General features: G+C 64.1%; 24 protein-coding genes. 12 read left to right on the forward strand and 12 right to left on the reverse strand.

Going from position 1 to position 24,145, the window contains the following annotated elements:
• The first annotated feature begins 73 nt into the window (after positions 1–73).
• The gene (mutL, locus tag EP237_RS07465; protein ID WP_127559696.1) at positions 74–1,921 is read left to right on the forward strand and encodes a DNA mismatch repair endonuclease MutL; all 1,848 of its coding nucleotides are present in this window, start codon (positions 74–76) and stop codon (positions 1,919–1,921) included.
• A complete protein-coding gene (locus EP237_RS07470; protein WP_127559698.1) occupies positions 1,918–3,084 on the forward strand; it encodes a DNA recombination protein RmuC in 1,167 nt (388 codons plus the stop codon). The genes mutL and EP237_RS07470 overlap by 4 nt, the downstream gene beginning before the upstream one ends.
• A 71-nt stretch (positions 3,085–3,155) precedes the next feature.
• Here the strand turns inward: EP237_RS07470 and EP237_RS07475 are convergent, their stop codons facing one another.
• On the reverse strand, positions 3,156–3,608 hold the full coding sequence (locus EP237_RS07475) for a GAF domain-containing protein (protein WP_127559700.1): 453 nt from the start codon (positions 3,606–3,608) through the stop codon (positions 3,156–3,158).
• Positions 3,609–3,713: 105 nt separating this feature from the next.
• The gene (locus tag EP237_RS07480) at positions 3,714–4,925 is read right to left on the reverse strand and encodes an acetyl-CoA C-acyltransferase (protein ID WP_127559702.1); all 1,212 of its coding nucleotides are present in this window, start codon (positions 4,923–4,925) and stop codon (positions 3,714–3,716) included.
• 90 nt (positions 4,926–5,015) lie between these two features.
• Between EP237_RS07480 and EP237_RS07485 the strand changes: the two genes are divergently transcribed.
• The 4 genes from EP237_RS07485 (at position 5,016) to EP237_RS07500 (ending at position 8,068) form a co-directional block, all read left to right on the forward strand.
• Positions 5,016–5,366, forward strand: a complete 351-nt coding sequence (locus EP237_RS07485; protein ID WP_127559704.1) for an STAS domain-containing protein — start codon at positions 5,016–5,018, stop codon at positions 5,364–5,366.
• Entirely contained in the window at positions 5,363–5,851 is a 489-nt protein-coding gene (locus EP237_RS07490) for an ATP-binding protein (RefSeq protein ID WP_127559706.1), read from the forward strand. The genes EP237_RS07485 and EP237_RS07490 overlap by 4 nt, the downstream gene beginning before the upstream one ends.
• Positions 5,852–6,096: 245 nt before the next feature.
• Positions 6,097–7,677 (forward strand): gamma-glutamyltransferase family protein, encoded by a 1,581-nt coding sequence (locus tag EP237_RS07495; RefSeq protein ID WP_127559708.1) that lies wholly within the window; start codon positions 6,097–6,099, stop codon positions 7,675–7,677.
• 10 nt (positions 7,678–7,687) lie between these two features.
• Positions 7,688–8,068 (forward strand): rhodanese-like domain-containing protein, encoded by a 381-nt coding sequence (locus tag EP237_RS07500; RefSeq protein WP_127559710.1) that lies wholly within the window; start codon positions 7,688–7,690, stop codon positions 8,066–8,068.
• A 3-nt stretch (positions 8,069–8,071) separates the two neighbouring features.
• Here EP237_RS07500 and hspQ read toward each other — a convergent pair whose 3' ends face one another.
• The gene (hspQ, locus tag EP237_RS07505) at positions 8,072–8,398 is read right to left on the reverse strand and encodes a heat shock protein HspQ (RefSeq protein WP_127559712.1); all 327 of its coding nucleotides are present in this window, start codon (positions 8,396–8,398) and stop codon (positions 8,072–8,074) included.
• Between the two features lie 85 nt (positions 8,399–8,483).
• Between hspQ and EP237_RS07510 the strand changes: the two genes are divergently transcribed.
• Both EP237_RS07510 and EP237_RS07515 read left to right on the forward strand, forming a co-directional pair.
• Positions 8,484–9,365 carry an AEC family transporter gene (locus tag EP237_RS07510; protein WP_127559714.1) on the forward strand — a complete coding sequence of 294 codons (882 nt, stop codon included), beginning with the start codon at positions 8,484–8,486 and terminating at the stop codon, positions 9,363–9,365.
• 69 nt (positions 9,366–9,434) lie between these two features.
• Positions 9,435–10,010 carry a transglycosylase SLT domain-containing protein gene (locus EP237_RS07515; RefSeq protein ID WP_127559716.1) on the forward strand — a complete coding sequence of 192 codons (576 nt, stop codon included), beginning with the start codon at positions 9,435–9,437 and terminating at the stop codon, positions 10,008–10,010.
• 9 nt (positions 10,011–10,019) lie between these two features.
• On the opposite strand, the gene EP237_RS07520 is transcribed toward EP237_RS07515, so the two are convergent.
• From EP237_RS07520 to EP237_RS07535, 4 genes are all read right to left on the reverse strand, one after another.
• On the reverse strand, positions 10,020–10,628 hold the full coding sequence (locus EP237_RS07520; protein ID WP_420812510.1) for a LolA family protein: 609 nt from the start codon (positions 10,626–10,628) through the stop codon (positions 10,020–10,022).
• 50 nt (positions 10,629–10,678) lie between these two features.
• Positions 10,679–13,552 carry a DNA translocase FtsK gene (locus EP237_RS07525; protein ID WP_127559720.1) on the reverse strand — a complete coding sequence of 958 codons (2,874 nt, stop codon included), beginning with the start codon at positions 13,550–13,552 and terminating at the stop codon, positions 10,679–10,681.
• A gap of 11 nt (positions 13,553–13,563) precedes the next feature.
• Positions 13,564–14,748, reverse strand: coding sequence for an aminotransferase class I/II-fold pyridoxal phosphate-dependent enzyme (locus tag EP237_RS07530; RefSeq protein WP_127559722.1), 1,185 nt, complete (start codon positions 14,746–14,748; stop codon positions 13,564–13,566).
• A gap of 118 nt (positions 14,749–14,866) precedes the next feature.
• Positions 14,867–16,195 carry an amidase gene (locus EP237_RS07535; protein ID WP_127559724.1) on the reverse strand — a complete coding sequence of 443 codons (1,329 nt, stop codon included), beginning with the start codon at positions 16,193–16,195 and terminating at the stop codon, positions 14,867–14,869.
• 51 nt (positions 16,196–16,246) lie between these two features.
• On the opposite strand from EP237_RS07535, the gene EP237_RS07540 reads away from it, so the two are divergent.
• Positions 16,247–17,506: a UbiH/UbiF/VisC/COQ6 family ubiquinone biosynthesis hydroxylase gene (locus EP237_RS07540; protein WP_240661566.1), complete on the forward strand. Its 1,260-nt coding sequence runs from the start codon at positions 16,247–16,249 to the stop codon at positions 17,504–17,506.
• A gap of 184 nt (positions 17,507–17,690) precedes the next feature.
• On the opposite strand, the gene EP237_RS07545 is transcribed toward EP237_RS07540, so the two are convergent.
• The 4 genes from EP237_RS07545 to EP237_RS07560 are packed head-to-tail and all read right to left on the reverse strand — an operon-like array spanning position 17,691 to position 19,932.
• Positions 17,691–18,125, reverse strand: a complete 435-nt coding sequence (locus EP237_RS07545; RefSeq protein WP_240661567.1) for a hypothetical protein — start codon at positions 18,123–18,125, stop codon at positions 17,691–17,693.
• Between the two features lie 32 nt (positions 18,126–18,157).
• The gene (locus EP237_RS07550) at positions 18,158–18,340 is read right to left on the reverse strand and encodes a Trm112 family protein (protein ID WP_127559728.1); all 183 of its coding nucleotides are present in this window, start codon (positions 18,338–18,340) and stop codon (positions 18,158–18,160) included.
• Positions 18,337–18,981: an LON peptidase substrate-binding domain-containing protein gene (locus tag EP237_RS07555; RefSeq protein ID WP_127559730.1), complete on the reverse strand. Its 645-nt coding sequence runs from the start codon at positions 18,979–18,981 to the stop codon at positions 18,337–18,339. Before EP237_RS07555 ends, EP237_RS07550 begins: the two co-directional genes overlap by 4 nt.
• A gap of 27 nt (positions 18,982–19,008) precedes the next feature.
• A complete protein-coding gene (locus tag EP237_RS07560; RefSeq protein WP_127559732.1) occupies positions 19,009–19,932 on the reverse strand; it encodes a tetratricopeptide repeat protein in 924 nt (307 codons plus the stop codon).
• A gap of 128 nt (positions 19,933–20,060) precedes the next feature.
• Between EP237_RS07560 and EP237_RS07565 the strand changes: the two genes are divergently transcribed.
• Positions 20,061–20,699, forward strand: coding sequence for an SGNH/GDSL hydrolase family protein (locus EP237_RS07565; protein WP_127559734.1), 639 nt, complete (start codon positions 20,061–20,063; stop codon positions 20,697–20,699).
• Between the two features lie 85 nt (positions 20,700–20,784).
• On the forward strand, positions 20,785–21,483 hold the full coding sequence (locus EP237_RS07570; RefSeq protein WP_127559736.1) for a hypothetical protein: 699 nt from the start codon (positions 20,785–20,787) through the stop codon (positions 21,481–21,483).
• Positions 21,484–21,622: 139 nt separating this feature from the next.
• Here the strand turns inward: EP237_RS07570 and EP237_RS07575 are convergent, their stop codons facing one another.
• A complete protein-coding gene (locus tag EP237_RS07575) occupies positions 21,623–22,411 on the reverse strand; it encodes an exodeoxyribonuclease III (protein ID WP_127559739.1) in 789 nt (262 codons plus the stop codon).
• Positions 22,412–22,716: 305 nt separating this feature from the next.
• On the opposite strand from EP237_RS07575, the gene EP237_RS07580 reads away from it, so the two are divergent.
• A complete protein-coding gene (locus EP237_RS07580) occupies positions 22,717–24,144 on the forward strand; it encodes a lysophospholipid acyltransferase family protein (protein WP_127559741.1) in 1,428 nt (475 codons plus the stop codon).
• Position 24,145 lies beyond the last annotated feature (1 nt).

Raw genomic sequence — 24,145 nt, forward strand, 5'->3', positions numbered from 1 at the left:
GGGTGGCGACAGGCCGCCTGCGCCCGCCTTGGGGCGTTTCCGAATCGAGCGGGGGCGTGCTATCCCTTGTGGCATGGCTTTTCCCGACCCCAAGATAGGCGGCTCTGCGCGCCCTGTGATCCGTCAGCTGGATGAAACGGTGGTGAACCGCATCGCCGCGGGCGAGGTGGTGGAACGCCCCGCCTCCGCCGTCAAGGAACTGGTTGAAAACGCATTGGATTCCGGCGCCGACCGGATCACCATCGAGGTCGCCAACGGCGGCAAATCCCTGATCCGCGTCACTGACAATGGCTGCGGAATGACCCCCGAAGATTTGCCCCTCGCCCTCGCCCGCCACGCGACCTCGAAGATAGATGGATCGGACCTGCTGAACATCAACAGTTTCGGCTTTCGCGGAGAGGCCTTGCCGTCGCTCGGGTCGGTCGGTCGGCTGGTGATCACGAGCCGGTCAGAGACCGGGGGAGATGCCCATACCATCGCTGTAACCGGTGGAAGACATTCGGTTATTCGCCCTGCGGCCCTGTCTGGTGGCACCGTGGTGGCGCTGCGCGATCTGTTCTTCGCCACACCCGCGCGGCTCAAGTTCCTGCGCACGGATCGGGCCGAGATGCAGGCCATCGGCGACGTGGTCAAACGGCTGGCCATGGCAGAGCCCGCCGTGGGCTTCACCCTGCGTGACATGACCGATGGGCAAAACCGGGTGATCTTCCGCGCCGATCCCGAACAAGGGGATCTTTTCAATGCGTTAGGGGCAAGGCTCGGGCAGGTGATGGGGCGCGATTTCATCGAGAACGCGCTGCCGATAGAGGCCGAGCGCGAGGATATCCGGTTGGTGGGTTATGCTGCCCTCCCCACCTATTCACGCGGGGCCGCCACGGCGCAGTATCTTTTTGTTAACGGCCGCCCTGTAAAAGACAAGCTGCTGGTCGGGGCCTTGCGCGGGGCCTATGCGGATTTCCTCAGCCGGGACCGGCACCCGGCGGTGGCGCTCTTCGTCGACTGCCCGCCAGAGCGGGTTGATGTGAACGTGCATCCCGCCAAGGCAGAGGTCCGGTTTCGCGAACCGGGTGTCGTGCGCGGGCTCATTGTGTCGGCCCTGCGCCACGCGTTGGCAGAAGCCGGGCACCGTGCCTCTTCGACCGTGGCCGAGGCGACGCTTGGCGCCTTCCGCCCCGAACAGGGGCCGGCGCGGGTCTACCAGATGGACCGGCCCTCTCAGGGGTCGCTCCGCGCCGCGCGGGACTGGCAGGCCCCGGCCATGGGTTTTGCCGAGGAACCTGCGGATTTCACCTCGACCTCTGCGCGGGTGGAACCGGTCGTCGACGCCCCCGAGGCCACACAACATCCGCTCGGCGCAGCCCGCGCGCAGGTGCATGAAAACTACATCATCGCCCAGACCGAAACCGGCATGGTGATCGTCGATCAACACGCCGCGCATGAACGGCTGGTCTATGAAAAGCTGAAACGCCAGCTGGCGGAAAACGGGGTCGCGTCGCAGGCGCTGCTGATCCCGGAGATCGTGACGCTCGGGCCGAACGACACGGCCGCTCTGCTCGATCTGGCTGACGAACTTGCCAAGCTCGGTCTGGTGCTGGAGCCTTTCGGACCGGGCACAGTCGCCGTGCAGGCCACACCCGCGATCCTTGGCCCGGTGAATGCCGAGGCGATGCTGCGCGACATCCTCGATGAGTTGGACGATCTGGGTGAAAGCCTGACCGTGAGAGCGCGGATCGAGGCGATCCTGTCGCGCGTCGCCTGTCACGGGTCGATCCGCTCGGGCCGTCAGATGCGGGCCGAGGAAATGAACGCGCTGCTGCGGGAGATGGAGGCAACGCCCCATTCCGGCCAGTGCAACCACGGGCGGCCCACCTATGTGGAGCTGAAGCTCTCTGACATCGAAAGGCTTTTTGGCCGCACATGATCCAGCTTGGTGAGACCCAGATCGACCTGACCGATCCCCTGATCCTGCTGGCGCTTGGCGGGCTGCTGGTGCTTGTTGTCGTATTGGTGCTGGTTTTGCGATCTGTCGCTGCCGCCACCCGCACGGCCCGCGCGATGGAACCGCTGGCCCACCAGATGGGCGCGCTCGGGCAGCGGGTGCAGTCGCTGTCGGACGGGCAACATCAGCTGTCAGGCGGCATCAGCCATGTCAGCGAGTTGCAGGCGCGCAGCCAGGCGCAGATGCTGGAGGTGATGGAACGGCGGCTGGAAGAAGTGCAGCGCAGCATGGGCGAGACCCTGCACGGCACATCGACCCGCACCGCGCGCAGCCTTGGAGAACTGCAACAGCGGCTGGAACAGATCGACAAGGCACAGGCGAATATCGAGAAGCTGTCGGGCGATGTTCTGGGCTTGCAGGATATCCTGTCGAACAAACAGACGCGCGGGGCGTTCGGAGAAATCCAGCTGAACGATATCGTGCACAAGGCGCTGCCGCCGGATGCCTACGCGTTTCAGGCGACACTGTCGAACGGCAAGCGGGCGGATTGCCTGATCCATCTTCCGAACCCTCCCGGTCCCATTGTGATCGACAGCAAGTTCCCGCTGGAAGCCTACGAGGCCCTTCGGCGCGCCAAGACACAGCGCGATATCGACGAGGCCGCGCGCGCCATGCGCACCGCCGTGCGCGGGCATATCAAAGCGATCTCGGACCGCTACATCATCGAGGGCGAAACCGCGGACGGGGCGCTGATGTTCCTGCCCTCCGAGGCGGTCTATGCGGAACTGCACGCGAATTTCCCCGAACTGGTGCGCGAGGGCTTTTCCGCGCGGGTCTGGATCGTGTCGCCCACCACCTGCATGGCGACGCTGAACACGATGCGCGCGGTGCTGAAGGATGCGCGGATGCGCGAACAGGCGGGCGCGATCCGCAAGCAGCTGGCGATGCTGCACCGGGACGTGGAGCTGGTGGTGGAACGTGTGGGCAAGCTGACCACCCATTTCGGTCAGGCGCGCAAGGATCTCGACGACATCAACACGGCCGCTGAACGCGCTGGCAAACGGGCCACCCGGCTGGACAGTTTCGATTTCGAGGAACTGAGCGCCAAGGACGAGGCCGAGGTGGTGCCCCTCCCTCACCGCTAGGCGCGGGGAAGATCCTTGCAAGGATCTTTTTGGAAGAATTTTGCAAAATTCTTTGCCCCCCGGTGGAGGGGTTAGCGCGAGAAGACCGAGGTCAGGATACCGGCCAGTTCCTTCGCGTCCTCTTCCGTAAACGCATCGGGCTGATTGCTGTCGATGTCGAGAACCGCGATCACATCACCTGCCTTGTTCCTGACCGGCAGCACGATCTCTGACTGGGTTGAGGACGCGCAGGCGATGTGGCCGGGGAAGGCATCGACGTCCGGCACCAGTTGGGTTTCTCCGGTCCGGGCCGCGGCGCCGCAAACGCCCTTGTCGAAGGGGATCTGCAGGCAGCCGTGACCGCCCTGATACGGGCCGATCTTGAGAAGCCCCGGTTCGGTCACGCGGTAGAAGCCCGTCCAGTCGAAGCGATCATCGGCGTGATGAATCTCGCAGGCGAGCGTCGCCATGAGCGCGACCTCGTCGGTTTCGCCATGGGTGAGGGCGGCGATTGTTTTTGCGAGGCTGGGATAGTCGAGGGACATGGGCAGATCGCTCCTTTGCTGGGGGTTTCGCCGCGCATCGCGCGTCGACCCGCGGGGGGCGCTGCCCCCCGGACCCCCCGAGGTATTTGGGCCAAGATGAAAGGATCAGGGGCGTTCGATGGCGATGGCAGTGCCTTCGCCGCCACCGATGCAGATCGCTGCGATGCCGCGTTTCAGCCCGCGTTTCTCCAGTGCGTTCAGGAGGGTGACCATGATCCTCGCGCCAGAGGCCCCGATGGGATGGCCAAGCGCACAGGCCCCGCCATTCACGTTGACCTTGTCATGGGGCAGGCCCATTTCATGCATGAACGCCATGGGCACGACCGCGAAGGCCTCGTTCACCTCCCACAGGTCCACGTCCTCCTTGGACCAACCAAGGCGGGCGAGCAGTTTCTCTGCGGCGGGCACGGGCGCGGTGGTGAACCAGCCCGGTTCTTGCGCGTGGCTGGCGTGACCCATGATCCGCGCGCGGACGGTCAGGCCTTTGGCCTTGGCCGCGCTTTCGCGGGCCATGACGAGCGCCGCTGCGCCGTCGGAGATGGAGGAGGAATTGGCGGCCGTCACCGTACCATCCCTGCGAAAGGCGGGTTTGAGCTGCGGAATCTTCTCGGGGCGGGCCTTGGCGGGCTGTTCGTCTTCGGCCACGACCGTCCAGCCCTCGTGCGCCCCCGCCGTCACGGAGCGTTCCCCGTAGCGGCCCCCGATGGAAACAGGCGTCACCTCATCGGCAAACGCCCCCGACGCCTGCGCGTCCAGCGCGCGGGACAGGGAGGCGAGTGCGTAGTCGTCCTGGGCCTCGCGGGTGAATTGGAAGCTTTCCGCGCAATCCTCGGCGAAGGTGCCCATCAGGCGACCCTTGTCATAGGCGTCTTCCAGCCCGTCAAGGAACATGTGGTCGATGGTGCGGCCATGGCCGATCCGGGCACCGCCGCGCATCTGGGGCAACAGGTAAGGGGCCTCTGACATGCTTTCCATGCCGCCCGCGACCATCAGATCCGTGTGGCCGAGCGCCAGCTGGTCATGGGCGATCATCGCGGCCTTCATGCCGGACCCGCACATCTTGTTCAGCGTCGTCGCCGGAACGTCCTGACCGAGCCCCGCCTTGAACCCGGCCTGACGCGCCGGGGCCTGACCCTGACCGGCAGGCAGAACACAGCCCATCAGCAGTTCCTGCACATCGCTGGCCGCGGCGCCGGATTGCTCCAGTGCGGCCTTGATCGCGGCGCCGCCGAGATCGGATGCCGTCACACCGGAAAAACACCCCTGAAACCCGCCCATGGGTGTGCGGGACGCGCCGCAGATGACCACTTTTTCCATAAAACTCTCCGTTTCTTCCCCAGAGGGTTGGATACCGTTTGGAAAGGATTGCTGTCTAGGGTGCTTGCGGCAAGCGAAAGGACGCAGCTTATGGATATTACATTGGAACCCATGGGGCCGATCGCACTGTTGCATGTCGTGCCCGATCGCATTGACGCCTCTGTCGCCATCCAGTTCAAGGACCGGTTTCGTGACCTTGTGCGCGACTGGGACGGGCCGGTGGTTCTGGACTTGCAGAACGTGACCTTTCTGGACAGTTCCGGGCTCGGGGCCGTCGTGGCGGCGCGCAAATTGCTGGGGGAGGGGCGGCAGCTGGATCTGTCGGGTCTGAACCCGGCGGTGGACAAGGTCATGCGGCTGACGCGGATGAACCAGGTTTTCCCGATCCACGGATCGGTGGAAGACGCTCTCGCCGCCCATGGTGTTGCCCCCGCGGCATGAGTGTTCGGGATCTGCCATCGCCCCGGCAAGGGGACCCCCCGGGCGGCACCGCTCTGGGGTGGGCCTGCACCCGTCGGTTCGAGGCGCAACCGGCGCTTGTCAGCGTCGAACTGCTTGGGCTGAACCAGACGCTCATTCAGCTTGGGCTGCCGATCGAACAGCTTTTCACGCTGGAACTGGTGCTGGCAGAGGTGCTGAACAATGTCGTCGAACACGCCTATCAGGACAGGGGCGAAGGCAGGATCGAGCTAAGCGTTTCCGTACATGCCGGTTTCATCCATTGCGGCGTGACAGATTTCGGCGCGCCCATGCCGGGCGGGGTGCTACCGCCTGCCCGCCGCCACTCCCCCAAGGCGCTGGCCCTTCAGGATCTGCCGGAGGGCAGTTTCGGATGGGCCCTTATCCGGGATCTGACCACCGGGCTGAAGTACTGCCGGGACGAGGGGATCAACCGGCTGAGCTTTCGGATTGCCCTTGAGGATTGAACAACACGCACCCTGTCAGGCGATTGTTTCCGCAATGGGTTAACCATTCTCGAAAATGTCCCAATTGTTCCGCACCCGCGCCGAGAATCTCCTCGATAAGGGAAGGGTAGCTGCAATGGCTTCCCTCGGTGCCGTGTCTGAAAGCCCCCACCCAGTGGCGCGGTGCCGAGGTCCATTGCCCTGCCTCCCCTTGCCACCGCCGACAATTGTCCTACCGTAGCGCCGAAGCGATACGAGAGGTCAGAATGCGCGATTTTCATCTTCCCGGACGGTCTGCGGTCTTCGCCGACAACGGCATGTGCGCGACATCGCACCCGCTGGCGGCCAAGGTGGCCATCAACCTGTTGGAACAGGGTGGGAATGCCGTGGATGCCGCCATTGGCGCAGCGGTGCTGCTTGGGATCTGCGAACCGCAGATGACCGGGATCGGGGGCGATTGCTTTGCCCTGATCAAACGACCCGATAGCGATGAGATCGTCGGGCTGAACGCCTCTGGCCGCGCCCCGGCGGGGTTGTCCGCCGCCGATCTGCGCGCCGCCGGGTACAAGACGATGCCGGCACGGGAGGCGGCTGCCGTCACGATCCCCGGCGCAGTTGACGGGTTCTGCCGGTTGCAGGGCGACATGGGCACGCTGACGATGGCCGAGGTTCTGGCCCCCGCCATTCACTACGCCGAGGCAGGCATTCCCGTCGCGCCGCGTGTGGCACAGGACTGGAGCGAGGAAGCCTATGAATTCAAAGGCCGCGCGCGAGAGATCTTTCTGAAAGACGGGCGGCCCTATCGCGTGGGCGATCATTTCCGCGTTCCCGGACAGGCAGAGGTGCTGCGCCGGATTGCGAAGGAGGGCCGCGCCGGGTTCTACGAGGGCGAGGTGGCCGACGATATGGTCGACAGCCTGCGCGCGCTTGGCGGCACCCACACGCTGGAGGATTTCGCCGCGACCGCCTGCGATTACGTCACCCCGATCTGCACCGGCTATCGCGGGGCAGAGCTGATCGAACTGCCGCCGAACGGGGCCGGTGCGATGGCGCTGCTGATGGCGAATATGCTGGAAGGCCATGACATCGCCGCGATGGACCCTGATGGGGCAGAGCGCGCGCATCTGGAGATCGAGGCCGCGAAGCTCGCCTTCGACGCGCGGGATCGCTTCATCGCGGATGCGGGCTATGTCCGGCATCTCGACCACATGCTGTCGCCCGATACTGCCAAGGCCCTGTCCGCCCTGATCGACCCCGGAAAGGCGCTGACCTCGATCAAGGACAAGACCGAGAACATCCACAAGGAAACCGTCTATATCACCGTCGTGGATCGCGACCGGATGGTGGTGTCGCTGATCTATTCGATCTTCAAGGATTTCGGGTCGTGCATTGCCAGTGACCGCTTCGGCATCCTGTTCCAGAACCGGGGCTGCGGCTTCACGCTGGAAGAGGGCCACCCGAATGAGGCCATGGGCGGCAAGCGCCCCATGCACACGATCATCCCCGCGATGATGCGCGAGGCCGATGGCAGCCTGACGGCCTTCGGGGTCATGGGCGGGGCCTATCAGCCAATTGGCCATGTGCGCTACCTCAGCAATATCGTGGATTTCGGGATGCACCCCCAACAGGCCATTGATGCGCCGCGCTGCTTTCCCGTGGGCGGTGTGGTGCGGATCGAAAATGGCTATGCGCCCGAGGTGCAGGCGGACCTCGCCGCGAAGGGGCACAAGCTGGACCGCCCGCTGCGCCCCATTGGTGGCGCGCAGGCGATCCGGATCGACGCGAAAACCGGCGTTCTGCAGGGGGCGTCCGACCCCCGCAAGGACGGCTGCGCGCTCGGCTATTGAAGGACCGAACATGCCCATAACCCCTGTGAAAACCCTGGTGGCCGAGGCCAAGGCCGTCATCGAAACGATCAGCCCCGCAAACGCTTTGGCGCTGGCCGAGGCTGGTGAGGCCTTGCTGGTCGATATCCGCGATGTGCGGGAGCTGGACCGTGAGGGCCGCATTCCCGGTGCCTTCCATGCGCCGCGTGGGATGCTGGAATTCTGGATCGACCCTGAAAGCCCTTACCACAAGCCGCCGCTGGCCACCGACAAGACGCTGGTTCTGTTTTGCGCCAGCGCCTGGCGGTCTGCCCTGTCGGCAAAGGCCCTGCAGGAGATGGGGGTCGAGAACGTGGCCGAGATCGACGGCGGCTTCACCGCGTGGAAAAAAGCCGGTCTGCCGGTTGACTGACGCCTAGTTCAGCTGGAATTCGAGCGGGTAATACCCGTCGCGGAACTCGCCGAACAGGTCCGGCAGGTCGGGGTGATCGACCGGTTCCCCGGTGTCATCGGGCACCAGGTTCTGTTCCGAGACATAGGCGACGTAGTAGGTCTGATCGTTCTCGGCCAGCAGATGATAGAAGGGCTGTTCGCGGGATGGGCGCGACTCAGGCGGAATCGCATCATACCATTCCTCGGTATTTGCGAATTCGGGGTCCACGTCGAAAATTACCCCGCGAAACGGGTGTTTACGGTGCCTGACCACCTGACCAAGCGTAAATTTCGCGCGTGTCTTGAGCATCGGATTGCGCCCCCTTGCCCCCACTCCTAAACCCCGGATCGGGGGCTTGTCCATCCGGGAGCGGCCGAATCAAGGGAAACAGATTGTGAACCTCGTCCTGACAGTGCTGGAGATCGTGGCCCCGGTCTTCCTTCTGGCCGCCACAGGCTTCGGGTGGCGGAAATTCGGTCTCGACTACCCGGTGGAGTTCGTCACGCGGTTGGCGATGACCATCGCGGTGCCCTGCCTGATCTTCACTGCATTGATGCAGACCGAAATTGACCCGGCGGCGCTGTCTGCGATGACGCTGGCCTCGCTGCTGGCCTATGCGCTGATGGGCGTCCTGTCGGCGGGTCTGATCCTTGTGGCGGGGATCGACCGGCGCACTTTTCTGGCCCCGACGATCTTTGGCAATACCGGCAATCTTGGTCTGCCTCTGGCGCTGTTCGCCTTTGGCGACGTGGGGCTTGGCTACGGCGTCGTGATCTTCGCGATCATGGCGGTGCTGTCCTTCACGATCGGCATCCGCCTGGTGTCCGATCATGCCTCGATCCTGCGGGTGCTGCGCGAACCGATGGTCTGGGCCACCCTGCTTGGCGCGCTGTTCCTCTGGCAGGGCTGGCAGACGCCGGGCTGGCTGACGAACTCGCTGTCGCTGGCCGGGCAACTGGCCATTCCGCTGATGCTGTTCACGCTCGGCGTCGCGGTCGCGCGACTGACCCCGCGAGGGGTAGGACGCGCGGTGCTTCTGTCGCTGGCCAAGCTGGTCATCGGCATCTCGGCGGGCGTGGCGGCGGGATGGGCCCTTGGGCTGGAACCTGTGGCCTTCGCGGTGATTGTCCTGCAAATGGCGACGCCCGTCGGGGTGTCATCCTACCTGCTGGCAGAGCGGTTTCGGGCCGATGCCGATGCTGTGGCCGGATATGTGGTGATTTCCACGTTGATCAGCGTGCTTGCCCTGCCCGTCCTCCTGTATTTCCTGCTCTGACCCCGTTCCCCCACGCCGCGTTTTCGGGTAAGCTGTCGCAAACAAACAAAACTCGAGCAGGCAGATTTCATGAAACGCGCGATTCTTCTCGTGCTGCTATTGGCTGTTGCCGCATGCGGCGGCGGGCCAAGGCCACCTCGCAACCTGGATAACGCGTGCCTTATCCTGCGTGAACGTCCCGACATCGCCCGTGCGACCCGTCAGGCGGAACGTGAATGGGGCATTCCGGTCCATGTGCAGCTGGCCACGATCCATCAGGAAAGCAGCTTCGTCCACAACGCCCGAACCCCGCATCGCTATGCGCTTGGGGTGATCCCGATGGGGCGGCAGAGCTCGGCCTTCGGCTATAGCCAAGCGCTTGACGGAACCTGGGACGACTATCGGGACGCCACCGGCAGCCGCCGCGCCAACCGGACCGATATCCGCGACGCCACCGATTTCATGGGCTGGTACATGAACCGGTCGGTGGAGCGGCTTGGCATAGCCCCCGATGACGCGCGCAATCAGTACCTTGCCTATCACGAGGGCCATTCGGGCTATGCACGGGGCAGCTACAACGCCAAACCGTGGCTGCTGCGCGTCGCTTCCCGGGTGGATGAACGGGCCGAAATGTATGAACGCCAATTGGCCGGGTGCCGCCGCTAGGCGGCCCGGCTATTCGGTGATTCCACGATCTCGCAGTTCTAGCGGGATGTTGAAATAGCGGGCGGGAATGTTCCCGCCCTCTTCCAGACCGCCCAGAATCACGGTGGTGTTGAACCCGGTTGAGTCGGTCACGATCCACTGGCGCAGCTCGACCGGCTCGTCCGTGAAGACGAGCGTGATGTAGCCGATATCGGGCTCTTCCGGGTCTTGGGCAATGATCCGCGTGGTAGTCTCATCGCCCTCATGCGACAGGATCATATCCGACCGGTCGAGGTCCACGTTCCGCGCCAGGATCAGGTTCAGGGGGGTGCGCCGCAGCGGGTATTGCTCGGGCGCCGTGTTGGCCCGGTCGTCGAAAATGGCGACCTGCCCGCCCCCGGCCATGACCAAAAGCTCACTGTCGTCATACTCGAACCGCATCCGGCCGGGCCGCTGGATATAGAGCGTTCCAGTGGCAATCGCCCCATCATCGCTGATCTGGGTAAAGCTGGCCTCTGCCGTGCGCAGATCGTTCAGGTAATCTGACAGGTCCGACAGCGGGATCGGATCGGCGAAGGCTGGCAGAGCGGTGCAGGCGGCAAGCGCCGTGGCGAGAATAAATCGTGTCATGGGTTCCATTTAATCACCACCGGGGCGCTTTGCACCTCACGTCCGCGCGATAGGGCGGATTACTGCTCAGGCACCAGCACCTCGCGCTTGCCGACATGGTTGGCAGAGCTGACGACGCCCTCATCCTCCATCTGCTCCACCAGCCGGGCGGCCTTGTTATAGCCGATGGCCAGCTTGCGCTGGATGTAGGAGGTGGAGCATTTGCGGTCCTTCGCAACGATTGCAACCGCCTGATCATAAAGCGCATCTTCGCCGGTCGTGTTGCCGCCAAGGCCCAGAACCGCGTCGATATCGCTTTCGCGGTCGTCGTCGGGGCCGTCCAGCACGCTGGCGGCATAGTCCGGCGGACCGAAGCTCTTCAGATGGCTGACAATCTCCTCGACCTCTTCGTCGCTGACAAAGGGCCCATGGACACGGGTGATCTTGGCGCCACCGGCCATATACAGCATATCGCCCATACCAAGCAGCTGCTCGGCCCCCTGTTCGCCCAGGATGGTGCGACTGTCGACCTTGGACGTGACGTGGAAGGAAATCCGCGTCGGGAAGTTCGCCTTGATGGTGCCGGTGATCACGTCCACGGACGGGCGCTGCGTGGCCATGATGATGTGGATGCCAGAAGCGCGCGCCATCTGTGCAAGACGCTGGATACAGGCCTCGATTTCCTTGCCCGCGACCATCATCAGGTCGGCCATTTCGTCGACGATGACGACGATATAGGGCATCTTTTCGGGCGCGAATTCCTCGGTCTCGAAGATCGGATCGCCGGTTTCATCATCAAACCCGGTCTGCACCGTGCGACTGAACATCTCGCCCCGGTCGAGCGCGTCCTTCACCCGACCGTTGTAGCCGTCGATGTTGCGAACGCCCATCTTGGACATCTTGCGATAGCGTTCCTCCATCTCGCCCACGACCCATTTCAGGGCGACCACGGCCTTTTTGGGGTCGGTTACAACCGGGCTCAGCAGATGGGGAATGCCGTCATAGACGGAAAGTTCCAGCATCTTCGGGTCGATCATGATCAGGCGGCAGTCCTCGGGCGTCAGCTTGTAAAGCAGGCTGAGGATCATGGTGTTGATCGCCACGGATTTGCCCGATCCGGTGGTCCCCGCGATCAGCAGGTGGGGCATTTTGGCGAGGTTCGCGACCACGGGATCGCCGCCGATATCCTTGCCGAGCGCAAGCGGCAGTTTCTGGGTGCCATCGCCGAAATCGCGGCTGGCGAGAATCTCGCGCAGCACCACCTTTTCGCGGTGTTGGTTGGGCAGTTCGATGCCGATCACGCTGCGCCCCGGCACGGTGGACACACGGGCCGACAGGGCAGACATGGAACGCGCGATATCATCGGCCAGACCGATCACCCGGCTGGCCTTCAGGCCCGGCGCCGGTTCCAGTTCATACATGGTGACGACGGGGCCGGGACGGACGGACACGATCTCGCCCTTCACGCCATAGTCATCCAGCACGTTTTCCAGCATCCGCGCGTTTTCTTCCAAGGCCTCGTCGGACAGGTGATGGCGTTCGACGCTGACCGGGCTGGTCAAGAGGTTGAGCGGCGGGAATTCATAGGCATGACTCTTGTCGTCCAGCGGCAGGGTCGGCTGCGCCTCTGCCCGCGCGGCGCGAGACTGAGGAAGCGTCCGGCGCTGCAAGGGCTGCACCACGCGCTTGGGTTCCGGTGTTGCCAGCGGGGCGGGTGCGGCATGGGCAACGGTCCGTTCGGAATGCGGCAGCGGGATGGTTTCGACTGGCATCTCCTCGACGAAGTCCGGCTCAGCATAGGCCTGCGGCTCCGGCTGGTGCTGACGTGACGCGGTCAGCGGCGGCTCCACGCGCGAGGCCGTCAGGGGCGGTTCCACGCGGGCGGCGGTAATCGGAGGTTCCACGCGGGCCGACATATGCTCTGCCCGGCGCGCGGCCACGGCGGCCTGAACGGCAGATTGCGGTTGCTCCATCTCGGGTTCAACCACGGTGCCCGGACGCCGCACGCGGCTTTGGATCACCGAGGCAATCTTGCTGCGGATGCGGTCATCATCGGGGGCTTCCAGATCGGTGGGGGCGACGGGCGCACGTTCCACCAGCTCCGGTTCCGGATCGGCAACCCGTTCGCGGCGCAGGATCGGCGGCATCCGGTCCAGCAGGCCAAGGCGCGGGCGCGGGGCCTCTTCCTCATCCAGATAGTCCGGCTCATCATAGGCCAGGGCATCGTCGTCATACGCCTCTGCCGGGGCTGCCGCCCGCGTGCGGCGGCGCGCATGAAGCTGCATGGCGGCCTGACCGGCCCCACGACCCGCCTGACCGAACATCGCCCCGATCCAGGCGAAGGAATTGATCAGCCCGACCAGCATGAACCGCAAGGCGATGCGCAACTCTCGCCCGTTCACACCCAGAACGAAGAGGCCAAGCGCAATCAACGCCAGGAAGGTAAGGGCGGCAAGGATCTTGAGGCCGGTGCCGATGGCGAAGGGCAGCACGTTCAGAAGTGCGCCCAGGACAGTGTCACCGAAGACGCCACCAAGACCATAGCTTTGGTCCCAGGTGGCGGGCGGCTGATGCGTGGCGGCATAGATCGCAGCAATGGCCACGGCAATCGGCAGGAAGATGATGCGGCCAAGTGCGCGTTCGCCACCCAGATGGGCGGCCAGGCGCACACCCCAGACCAATGCCCCGAGCGCGAGGCCATAAGCCCCCCACCCCACGACCAGAATCAGAAGCGCCGCGCAGGACGCCCCGAAGCGGCCAAGCAGGTTTTGCGGCACGGCATCCGTGGCGGCCCACCAGCTGGGATCATCCGGATAATACGAAGCCAGCATCAGCGTCAGGGCAATCCCGGTCAGGATCAGCGCGATCCCGAGCGCCTCGCGCCCGCGCTTTTCCAGCGCCGCCTGCATCGAGCTGTCCAGCAGGGGGTCTCTCTGTCGCGTCTGATAAGCCATGTCCCGTCACCTCACCTTGCATACAGGCAGTCGCGAAGCCTGATCAGCCCGCGCCGCATGTCGTCTTTTTCCGCCACCATCGCCACGCGGATGCGATCCGCGCCAGGCGTGTGGCCGTTCACCTCGCGGGCCAGATAGGACCCGGGCAACACCCGGACCCCAGCCTCGCGCCATAGTTTCATTGTGGCCGCTTCGTCATTCTCGACCGGCAGCCATAGGAAGAACCCGGCCTCTGGCGGCATGTAGCCGTCGAGTCCGGCGAAAACCTCGTCCGCAATCGCGTATTTCTCGGCATAGAGCGCGCGGTTCTGCGTGACGTGATCCTCATCCGACCACGCCTTTGCGGCCACCGCCTGCAAGGGCCCCGGCAAGGGCGCACCGGCATAGGCGCGCAGTTGCTTGAGCCGTCTGATGCTTTCCGGCCCACCAGCGGCAAAGCCCGACCGTAGGCCAGCCAGGTTCGACCGCTTGGAGAGCGAGTTGAACAGCACCACCCGTTCCGGGTCCGCCCCCATTTTTGCGGCGACCTGCAAGGCCCCCGTGGGCGGCGTGTCGCGATAGATCTCGGAATAGCATTCATCCGCGAAGATCTGGAAATCGTAGCGTTCGGCGAGCCCGATCAACTCGCGCCAATAGGCTTCGTTAGCCACGGCCCCCTGCGGGTTTGCGGGCGAGCAGATATAGGCCACGGCGGTGCGGTTCAGCACGTCCTCGGGCAGGCTGGCATAGTCGGGCAGGTTCCCGGTGGCATCCGTCGCGGGCACATAGACCGGCTCTGCCCCTACCGAAAGCGCGGCCACCGCGTAGACCTGATAAAACGGATTGGGCGTCAAAACGACGGGCTGCTTGCCACCCTTGGCTTCCGGGCAAAGCGCGATGCAGGCGTTGAACAGCCCTTCGCGCGTGCCGTTCAGGGGTAAGATCTGCGTGGCGGCATCGACCGTGACCCCGTAGCGGCGGTCGATCCATCCGGCGATGGCCCGCTGTAGATCGGGCGTGCCGTCATTGGTCGGGTATTTCCCGAACCCGGCGGCGTTTTCCGCGATGATCTGAGGCACCCAGTCGGGGAAGGCATGTGTCGGCTCCCCGATCGTCATGTTGATCGGATCGGCCCCCGGCGCATGGGGGTCGAGAAGCGCCCGAAGACGCGGGAACGCGTATGCTGGCAGGTTCGAAAACCGCTCAGGAAATGCCATATCTGCCTCTGGTTCAGGGTCGTTTTTCGCCCTGTTTGTCGGCAGGTTAACGGCTTGCGCGGCTTTGGTCCAGAAAAACGAACGCTTTCAGGGCGATTGCAGGGCGGGGCTGTGGCCTTCAGGCCAATGCCGTCTCCACCGCCTTGCCGATCCTGAGCAGCGCTTCCTCTCCGAACGGCTGGCCGAGCAGCATGATCCCCGTACCCGGCACGCCTGTCGGGATGGTCAGCGCAGACAACCCCATCAGGTTACCGACCCGCGTATTGCGCAATGTCAGAAGGTTTTCGGTGACGTAATACTCATCGTCTTCCATCAAGCGATCCGCATGCGGCGGCAGGTTCGGCGCGGTCGGCAACAGCACCGCGTCATAGCCCGCCACCTGCGTCGCCCATTCGCCGCGCAGGTGGTCGAGGAACTGCCACGCTGACACATAGTCCGCCGCCGCAAACCCCGCGCCCGATCGAAACCGTTCCAGAATGCGGGGGAACATCTTTTCAGGTGCCGCCTCGATCGCGTGTTTCCACGTCCCGTAAGCCTCCGAGGTGAAGAGGATCGGTGACAGGTCCATCGCCGCTTCGATCCCGTCCACGGTACCATGGCTGATCTGTGCCCCCGCCTGCGCCATCCGGTCAATCGCATGGGCAAAGCCCGCCGCCGGTTCCTCGCGCACGTCGTCGGTGTAGGTATCCAGCACCAGGAAGCGCCGCCCTTTCAGGTTCGCCCCCTCCAGATCGGCGGGTTTGCCCCCTTCCATGACCGCCAGCAGCAGCGCACAATCCTCCACCGTCTTGGCCAGCGGTCCGACTGTATCAAACCGTTCACAAAGCGGCACGACGCCAAACAGCGACAACCGCCCGGAGGTCGTCTTCAGCCCCACCAGGTCATTGAACGCAGAGGGAATGCGCACTGAACCGCCGGTGTCTGACCCGATCCCCGCCGGGGCCAGCCCCCAGGCCGTTGACGCCGCCGCGCCAGAGGACGAGCCGCCCGGCACAAGCTCCGGATTGTGGATATTGGGCGGTGTTTCCGTCACCGGGTTGATGCCAAGGCCCGAGAAGGCAAGCTCGCTCATATGCGTCTTGCCAAGGCAGACCATCCCTGCCCGCGTTGCATTGGACAGCACCTCGCAATCCTCATCCGGCACCCGTCCCGCCAACAGGTTGGAGCCCGATTTCGTCTCGTCCCCGGCGCTGTCAAAGAGGTCCTTCCAAGACAAAGGCACCCCATCCAGCAGCCCGCGCCGGACCCCGAGCCGGGCGCGTTCGGACGCCGCCGCCGCTTCCGCCCGCGCGCGATCTGCTGTCACAACGCAATAGATCCGGTCGGTGTACTCGTGCCCCGCGATGGCCTCCAGATAGGCCTCTGTCAGCTCAACAGGGTCGATCTCCCCCGCCCCGATCGCGCGGCCCAGATCCGCCACCCCGAGTGTCTGCCAGTCGTCCCGCATTGCCTGCCCTCCGCCATGTTGTCGCGGGCCACGCTAGCGGGGTCATGCCACATGGACAATCCCGCGCATGTGCCCATATTGCAGGGCATGGCAATGGACTCCGATATCCTGATCGTCGGCGGCGGCTTGAACGGCCCCTGCCTTGCACTGGCCCTTAGCCAGGCGGGCCTCACCAGCACAGTGATCGACGCGTTGCCGGTGGAGACCAGCGACGATGCCCGCTTCGACGGGAGATCCTACGCCCTGGCCCTGGCCTCTGCCCGGCTGCTGATGGCCCTGCGCGTCTGGGAGGATGTGAAGGAAAACGCGCAACCGATGCTGGAGATCAAGGCCAGCGACGGGCGCGCGGGCGAAGGCCCCGCCCCGTTCTTCCTGCATTTCGACCATGCCGAGATCGAGGAAGGCCCGATGGGCTACATGCTGGAAGACCGCTTCCTGCGCCATGCCCTGCTGGCCCGGATGGAGGCCGATCCGAACATCTCCCACCTGCCCGGCACCCGCGTGGTGGCGCAGGACACGACCGGCCCGGCAACCGTGACGCTGGAGGATGACCGCACCCTGACCGCCCGCCTTCTGGTCGGCGCGGATGGTCGGCAAAGCGGCACCGGCGCACGCGCTGGCATCAAGCGGCAGGGTTGGGACTACGGCCAGACCGCCCTGGTCTGTTCGCTGAAACACGAGTTGCCCCATCACGGCATCGCCCATCAGTTCTTCATGCCCGCCGGACCGCTCGCTATCCTGCCCCTGCCTGGCAATCGCTGCTCCATCGTCTGGAGCGAAAGCCACGCCCGCGCCGCCGAGATCAACGCGCTCAGCGATGACGATTATCTCGACGTGTTACGCCCCCGTTTCGGTGATTTCCTGGGCGAGATCCAACTCGACGGCGACCGCTTCACCTACCCGCTGAACCTCACGATCTCGGAACGCTTCGTGGCTGACAGGCTGGCGCTCATCGGTGACGCCGCCCATGGGGTCCACCCGATCGCCGGTCAGGGCCTGAACCTGGGCCTGCGCGACGTGGGGGCCTTGGCCGAGGTGCTGACCGACGCCAAACGCCGGGGCGAGGATATCGCGAGCCTTCTGGTCCTCGAACGCTATCAGCGCTGGCGGCGATTCGACACGGCCACGCTCGCGGCCTCCACCGACCTGATCAACAAGCTCTTTTCCAACGACAACCCGATCTTGCGGGCCGGGCGCGATCTGGGCATGGGCCTCATCAACGCCTTTCCCGCCGCCCGCCGCAGTTTCATCCGCGAAGCAGCTGGCCTCACCGGCGATGTCCCGAGACTTCTGCAGGGCAAGCCGCTCTGAGCTTCTCCTTGTAAAAATACTCCCGCCGGAGGCATCCCAACCCGGCCACGGGGCGCAGCCCACAACGCAAATCGCCATCATCAGCCACGCATCCGTGGCAACGCGGCCCGCCGAGGCCTCCGGCGCAAGCCGGGGGTTGAGGAGGGCCGCTACCGGGTCGACGACGCAGTCGGCGAAACCCCCGTCAGTTCATGTTGATGTCGCGTCCCGCGGACCGGATCGACACCGAGAACCCGGCCAGCACGTCGATCAACGCGATCACCATCAGCGTGAAGAACAGGGACGTGGATGCCCCTGCCACCAGCAGGAACTCCACCAGATAGGCCACGAAGACAACCGTGGACAGCAGGTGGTCGATGATCGACGCCATGCCGGTCACGGTCGATTTCATGATCTCCACGAACAAAATCAATAGCGCCACCAGCACGATCACGTCGCCAATGGTCATCGTCCATGTCCCGCCCGACATCATCTCGACCGTAAAGAGCGACCGGATGAACGGATCATCCGCGCCCAACAGCCCATAGAGACCGAGATTGAACAGGATCAGGGGAATGGCGAGCAGGGGAAAGCGGGACAGCATGGCAAAGGTCCTGATGATGAAAGCAATCCCCCTCATCTAGTCCCCTTCGGAACCCGGGCGTCAAGCCATCAGTCCAGTTTGCGCGCCTCGTCTTCCAGCATGATCGGAATGCCGTTGCGGATCGGAAAGGCCAGCCCCGCCGCGCGCGAGATCAATTCCCCTGCATCGGCATCGTAGGACAGGGTGCCTTGTGTCACCGGGCAGACAAGTGCCTCCAGCATCTTGCGGTCGACAACCGACGGCCGGCTCATTGGATCACCTCATCGCTCGCGCCACCCCGGCAGGTGAATTCCATCAGCGCGGCGAGCGTTTCGCGCCGGTCCGTCAGGTGCGGAGCCTCCAGCAGCGCCTGTTTCTCCTCGATGCTGAACGGGCACAACATCGACAGCGAGTTGATCAGCAACTCGTCATCCGCCTCCTCAAGGCTGCCCCAGTCGGTTTGCAGCGCCGCCGCCTCGAAATAGCGCGACAGAAGCTTCAGGAACTTTTCCCGATCGAACTTCGGATCTTCCTCTTCCCGACCCAGATCGCGGGTGAAATCGGACCAGTGCACATCGGCTTTCACATAGGGAGAGAACCCGGTCACCTCCCGCTTGATCCGAAAGCGCGACATGCCCGACAAGGTGATCATGTAGCGCCCGTCCTCGGTTTCGGAAAACTGGGTCACCCGCCCCGCGCAGCCGATCTCGTGCAGGCGCGACTGGCCGGGCTTGCCACCCTCCAGCGGCTGCACCATGCCGATCAGCCGATGCGGGGTTTTCAGGCAATCCTCCAGCATCGCCAGGTAGCGCGGCTCGAAGATATGCAGAGGCAGCCGTGCCCGGGGCAGCAGCAGCGCACCGGGCAGCGGGAACATGGGAATCGTTTCGGGCAGATCAGCCGGGGACATCATGCCTTACTATGTAGGCAGGAAAGCCGATCAGGCAAACAGAAGCGACGACAACTTGCGCCGCCCCTTCAGCGCCACGGGATCATTGGGCTTCAGCGCCTCGAAAATGGTAAAGAGCTGCGCCTTGGCCGCGCCGTCGTTCCATTCCCGGTCACGGGTGAACAGGTCGAGCAGTTGATCGACCGCTGCCTCGACATCGCCGGAGGCATAGAGCGCCTGCGCGTAGTCGAACCGCGCCTGATGATCGGTCGGGTCCGCCTCGACCGCAGCCGAAAGTTCCGCGAGGGGCCCTGCATCGGCGGCCTGACGGGCCAGTTCCAGCTGCGCGCGGGCGGCTTCCAGTTCGGGCGAGGTGGCAATCGCCTCGGGCGCGTTGGCTAGCAGCGCTTCGGCCTGATCCAGCTCTCCGATGGCCAGATGGGCGCGCACCAGCCCGCCATAGGCCCCGGCATGGTCCGGCTCTTCGCCAAGGATCGCGGCAAAGGTCTGGGCAGCATCGGCGGCCTCGCCATCGGCCAGCATCTGCTCTGCGGCCTCCACGGCCTCGCCAAGCCCGCCATCCCCGGCCAGACCCGTCAGCTTGTCGATGAAGGCCTTGATCTCGGATTGCGGAACCGCGCCCTGGAACATGTCCACTGGGCGGCCTTGGTAGAAGGCCACGACCGTCGGGATGGATTGCAGCGGCAACCCCTGCTGCGCCAGGGCCTGTGCAAGCCGCTGGTTCTGATCCACGTCGATCTTGACCATCTTCACCTTGCCCTTGGCGGCGATGACGGCGGCCTCCAACTGCGGGCCGAGCGTCTTGCAGGGTCCACACCAGGTGGCCCAGAAGTCCACGACAACCGGCACCTCCTGGCTGGCCTCGACGACCACGGCCATGAAGTTTTCTTCGGTTCCATCAACGATCAGATCCCCGGCGGCAGGTCCGGGCTGGAGTCCATCGAGTTCGAGCATCTGTGCCCCCTTCATAAGCGTCCCGCCCTATATGGGCCGCGTAGGCGGAAAGGCCAAGGGGGTCAGATGGGCTTTGACGGGGGCAAGACCGGGACATAGCGTTGCAGTCAGACAGCGCGGAGAACCCCATGACCAAAACCCTTCTGACCTTCGGTGACAGCAACACCCATGGCTCGCCCCCGATCGTGACCCCGGGCCTTTACGGGCGCTTCGGGCCTAAAGATCGCTGGCCCACAGTGGCGGCTATGACGCTCGGCCCTGACTGGTCGCTGGTCGAGGAGGGGTTGCCGGGCCGCACCACGGGGCTGGAAGACCCCATCATGGGGGCGCATATGAACGGGCAGACGGGGCTGCGCATCGCGCTGGAAAGCCATGGGCCGATTGACGTGCTGACGATCATGCTGGGGACGAACGACCTGAAAACCCGCTTCGCGCCCTCGGTCGACCGGATCACCGGCGGCGCGGCGGGGCTGTTGGATATCGCCCTGTCAGAGCCGATGCAGACCCGGCATGGCGGCTTCAAGATCCTTCTGATCTGCCCGCCGCCGGTTGTGGAAACCGGCCCGATCCGGGACCAGTTCTGGGGCGCCGAAGCGGTGGGGCCGCATCTGGCCGCCAGCTATCGGAAGCTGGCCAAGGCACGTGGCGTCGGGTTCTTCGATGCCAGATCTGTAATAGACGTCAGCCCACAGGACGGCATCCACTATGAGCCCGAGGCACACCAGGCGCTCGGCGCGGCTTTGGCAGAGGTGATCCGGGGCATGTGAATACACTCGCCACCCCAGCATTGCATCGACCAATGGGGCGCGTATTCTACGGCGAGTGCATGGTATTTCAGAGCGGATTTAGCGCATGTGGTTTCGACAAGTTCTTGTCATTCTTCTGCTGATCGGAGCCGCCGCGCTCTTTGGGCGCTTCGTAGCGTACCAATGGCCTTCGCGGGTGGGACGGTTCCTTACGGCAGAGGAGTTTTTTGGAGCGGATTTGTTGCGGGAGATTGAGGAGCTTGGGATTCCGCTGGCGACACATGGCGGGCTGATGCCAGAGATGTACGAGGGGCTTGCGGGGCGTCGCCCTGAGGACATGTCCAGCGACATAACCTATGACATGTGCACGCTTCCAACGGACCTAGCGCTTCATTTCTGGTATCGGGAGTATGTTCCTGACATGATCCCCACCCTGCAACCTCGCGATAGTTTCGTCGACTTGGCAGAAGTGCACGCTTTGGAAGAACCCTGTAGCAACGAGCTCATCATGAGCATGGTGCAGCGCGCTCCAATCGTGGAGCCCCTGCCCATCGGGCATCCCCCTACTATTGAATTAGAGATCGAGAACTTCCCTCGCGACAGAAGCAGGCGGTCCACATACTTCCTGATCCTGACCCTGAATGATGATGGAGAACTCTATCGAGCTGCAATCCGGGAGGAGTGGCGGGTGATCACGCCCTGGGGCCGCGCAGTTCAGCAACTCAACCAGAACGCCAACCCGTCTGTTGGCGTGAGATGGCTGGGGTACTTTAGGTTTCCACTTCAGGTAGGCATATATTACTGAGACCGCCCACATTGGTCGGCTGATCGGCGGCTGCCTTAGGACGTCCCTCGTGAATCGGAGCGCAACCAAGCGGTTTGCAAACCGCTTCCAAGGGCCTTCGAAGGCCCTTCAAAAAGGCGCTTGCAAGCGCCTTCCCCGCTCACAAATCAAACGTCGCAAACACCGGCGCGTGGTCCGAGGGTTTCTCCCATCCTCTCGCCTCGCGCAGGATGCGGCTGCCATGCGCGGCGTTCGAGATATCAGGTGTCGCCCAGATATGATCCAGCCTGCGCCCCTTGTCCGCCGCGTCCCAGTCCCGCGCGCGGTAGGACCACCAGCTGTAGAGTTGACCTTCGGGGATATCGGCGCGCGTCACGTCCACCCATTTGCCCGCCTCCATCACGGTGCCGAGCGTATCGACCTCCACCGGCGTGTGGCTGACCACTTTCAGCAACTGCTTGTGGCTCCACACATCATCCTCTCGCGGCGCGATGTTCAGGTCACCCACCAGAATGGACTTCTCCGGCGCGTCGAACTTGCCCCAGTCCCGCATATCGGCAAGGTAATCCAGCTTCTGGCCAAACTTCTCATTCACCTCGCGGTCGGGCACATCACCGCCCGCAGGCACGTAGAAATTGTGGATGGTCACCCCGTTTTCCAGCCGCCCCGCAATATGGCGCGCATGACCCAATCCGGCGAAATCATGACTGCCCGCCTCTTCCATCGGCAGTTTTGACAGGATCGCCACGCCGTTATAGCCCTTCTGTCCCCGCGCCACCATGTGGCCATAGCCAAGGTTCTGGAAGATCTCGACCGGGATCTTGTCGACCGGGCTCTTGCATTCCTGCAGACAGAGGATATCCGGCCCCTCCTCGCGCAGCAGCTTGGCCACCAGATCGGCGCGCAGCCGGACAGAGTTGATGTTCCAGGTGGCAAGCGTAAAGGGCATGGGCACGGGTCCTGTGGGCAGATGGTTTGGAACTGTCTCGCGGTCATATCGCGGACAGCGGAAAAGCGCACGTCCTGAAATACGTCAGATCTATCCCGAGCTTCACCGGCATACGCCGCCCGGCTCCGAAACCGATGTTGTGGGACCATACTGGCCACGCGGCCCGTTTCAGGCCCGGCGGGCGGCCTTCCCCTTGCAACCGGCGCAAGACCGGATACGCTGCGTCTCGAGACTCCATTTTCAACCACCAATACTAACGATCTGCGGCCCGACATGCCGCGCGACTTTGAGCCAAGAATAGCGAAATGACCACCGAACCCCGACCTGGCGGGGACCGCCCACGCCCGCTGACCGACCGCTTCTTGCGGTGGCTCGGGCGATTGACCCTGGATGCTTTCTATCGCCGCATCGAGGTCGTCGGGGTCGAGCGCTTTCCGATGGATCGGCCGGTGATCGTTCTGGCGAACCATTCCAACAGCCTGGTGGATGGCGCTGTCATCACCTCTTTTCTGCCACGCATGCCCCGGTTTCTCGGGGCCAGTACCGTCTGGGACTACCGTCCGCTCCGCCCGATTTTGAATGCCGCAGGAGTGGTGCCGCTTCACCGCCGTCAGGATGGCCGTGCGGATCGGGGCAAGCTTGCAGACAGTTTCGCCAGCGCTTGCAAGTTGCTTGAAGCCGGTGGAGTTCTGGCGATCTTTCCCGAGGGGATCAGCCACAACAATCCGCGCGTGCTGCCGCTCAAATCCGGGGCGGCCCGCATCGCGCTGGAAACCGAAGCCCGCCATGGCCCGACCCGGTTGAGCATCGTGCCTGTCTGCCTGACATTCGAGGCGAAATACCGGGTCCGATCGCGGGCCTTGCTGGAAATCGGCGACCCTGTCGATCTGGCCTGCGAAGATGTCGAGGCTTTCGGTTCGGAAGGCCGAAAAGGGCAGGCCGCAGCGGTGAAGGCCCTGACCGGTCGTCTCCATGATCGCCTGGACGCCATGACACCCGGACACGAAAGCTGGGAAGAGGCGCGGCTTGTCGCGCGGGCGGCCGAGATGATCGGCAATGCGGACCCGGACTTGACCGGAACCGGGCTTTACAGCATCGCCGAGATCCGGCGCGGCATCCATGACGGATATCTCTGGGTTCAGCAAACTCAGCCAAGCCGAACGGCGGCGCTGCGCCAACAGATCGCGGAATATGACCGCGCCCTGCGCAGTTCCGGCCTGCGCGACGATCAGATCGCGCATGGGGTCGCAGCCGGTGGGGCATTTGCCACTGGCAGAAAGCGGACCGCGCTGAAGACCGTCCTGCTGGCCCCCGTTGCCCTGCTTGGCCTGGCGCTGAACCTGCTGCCCTTCTTCGTGCTGCGCATGCTGAGCCGCCGCAAGGACCTGGACAAGCGATCCACCTGGTCGATTTTTGCCGGGTTCTTTGTGTTTCCATTCTTCTGGCTGGTCACAGCACTGGCCATAGGCCTTGTCGCTGCGGCCTACGGGGATGCAGCGACCGGCTGGATTTGTGGAGGCATCACGATCCTGCTGGCTCCGGCCACGGGGCGGCCAACCCTGACCTTTCTCGACAATGCTGCCGCGATCTGGGCCGAGACACGGGCGCGCGTGCTGCTAAGGGGCAACTCTCGCAGGGCCAGCAAGCTGACCACGCAACGCAGCCGGATCAGGGCGGAACTGGCGGCCCTGTCAGATGAATACGCGGCCTTTTGCGAACAGGCCGAGGGATAGC

Source organism: Nioella ostreopsis, from assembly GCF_004000255.1.
Lineage (GTDB): Bacteria > Pseudomonadota > Alphaproteobacteria > Rhodobacterales > Rhodobacteraceae > Nioella > Nioella ostreopsis.

What these genes read in the sequence shown, in the direction of transcription:
- EP237_RS07515 (WP_127559716.1), top strand. Translation starts at nt 9,435, where the DNA reads ATGAAACGCGCGATTCTTCTCGTGCTGCTATTGGCTGTTGCCGCATGC.
- EP237_RS07545 (WP_240661567.1), bottom strand. Translation starts at nt 18,125, where the DNA reads ATGAGGGGGATTGCTTTCATCATCAGGACCTTTGCCATGCTGTCCCGC.
- EP237_RS07480 (WP_127559702.1), bottom strand. Translation starts at nt 4,925, where the DNA reads ATGGAAAAAGTGGTCATCTGCGGCGCGTCCCGCACACCCATGGGCGGG.
- EP237_RS07470 (WP_127559698.1), top strand. Translation starts at nt 1,918, where the DNA reads ATGATCCAGCTTGGTGAGACCCAGATCGACCTGACCGATCCCCTGATC.
- mutL (WP_127559696.1), top strand. Translation starts at nt 74, where the DNA reads ATGGCTTTTCCCGACCCCAAGATAGGCGGCTCTGCGCGCCCTGTGATC.
- hspQ (WP_127559712.1), bottom strand. Translation starts at nt 8,398, where the DNA reads ATGCTCAAGACACGCGCGAAATTTACGCTTGGTCAGGTGGTCAGGCAC.
- EP237_RS07560 (WP_127559732.1), bottom strand. Translation starts at nt 19,932, where the DNA reads ATGCTCGAACTCGATGGACTCCAGCCCGGACCTGCCGCCGGGGATCTG.
- EP237_RS07525 (WP_127559720.1), bottom strand. Translation starts at nt 13,552, where the DNA reads ATGGCTTATCAGACGCGACAGAGAGACCCCCTGCTGGACAGCTCGATG.
- EP237_RS07520 (WP_420812510.1), bottom strand. Translation starts at nt 10,628, where the DNA reads ATGGAACCCATGACACGATTTATTCTCGCCACGGCGCTTGCCGCCTGC.
- EP237_RS07570 (WP_127559736.1), top strand. Translation starts at nt 20,785, where the DNA reads ATGTGGTTTCGACAAGTTCTTGTCATTCTTCTGCTGATCGGAGCCGCC.
- EP237_RS07565 (WP_127559734.1), top strand. Translation starts at nt 20,061, where the DNA reads ATGACCAAAACCCTTCTGACCTTCGGTGACAGCAACACCCATGGCTCG.
- EP237_RS07575 (WP_127559739.1), bottom strand. Translation starts at nt 22,411, where the DNA reads ATGCCCTTTACGCTTGCCACCTGGAACATCAACTCTGTCCGGCTGCGC.
- EP237_RS07540 (WP_240661566.1), top strand. Translation starts at nt 16,247, where the DNA reads ATGGACAATCCCGCGCATGTGCCCATATTGCAGGGCATGGCAATGGAC.
- EP237_RS07580 (WP_127559741.1), top strand. Translation starts at nt 22,717, where the DNA reads ATGACCACCGAACCCCGACCTGGCGGGGACCGCCCACGCCCGCTGACC.
- EP237_RS07475 (WP_127559700.1), bottom strand. Translation starts at nt 3,608, where the DNA reads ATGTCCCTCGACTATCCCAGCCTCGCAAAAACAATCGCCGCCCTCACC.
- EP237_RS07555 (WP_127559730.1), bottom strand. Translation starts at nt 18,981, where the DNA reads ATGATGTCCCCGGCTGATCTGCCCGAAACGATTCCCATGTTCCCGCTG.
- EP237_RS07495 (WP_127559708.1), top strand. Translation starts at nt 6,097, where the DNA reads ATGCGCGATTTTCATCTTCCCGGACGGTCTGCGGTCTTCGCCGACAAC.
- EP237_RS07500 (WP_127559710.1), top strand. Translation starts at nt 7,688, where the DNA reads ATGCCCATAACCCCTGTGAAAACCCTGGTGGCCGAGGCCAAGGCCGTC.
- EP237_RS07490 (WP_127559706.1), top strand. Translation starts at nt 5,363, where the DNA reads ATGAGTGTTCGGGATCTGCCATCGCCCCGGCAAGGGGACCCCCCGGGC.
- EP237_RS07550 (WP_127559728.1), bottom strand. Translation starts at nt 18,340, where the DNA reads ATGAGCCGGCCGTCGGTTGTCGACCGCAAGATGCTGGAGGCACTTGTC.
- EP237_RS07485 (WP_127559704.1), top strand. Translation starts at nt 5,016, where the DNA reads ATGGATATTACATTGGAACCCATGGGGCCGATCGCACTGTTGCATGTC.
- EP237_RS07530 (WP_127559722.1), bottom strand. Translation starts at nt 14,748, where the DNA reads ATGGCATTTCCTGAGCGGTTTTCGAACCTGCCAGCATACGCGTTCCCG.
- EP237_RS07535 (WP_127559724.1), bottom strand. Translation starts at nt 16,195, where the DNA reads ATGCGGGACGACTGGCAGACACTCGGGGTGGCGGATCTGGGCCGCGCG.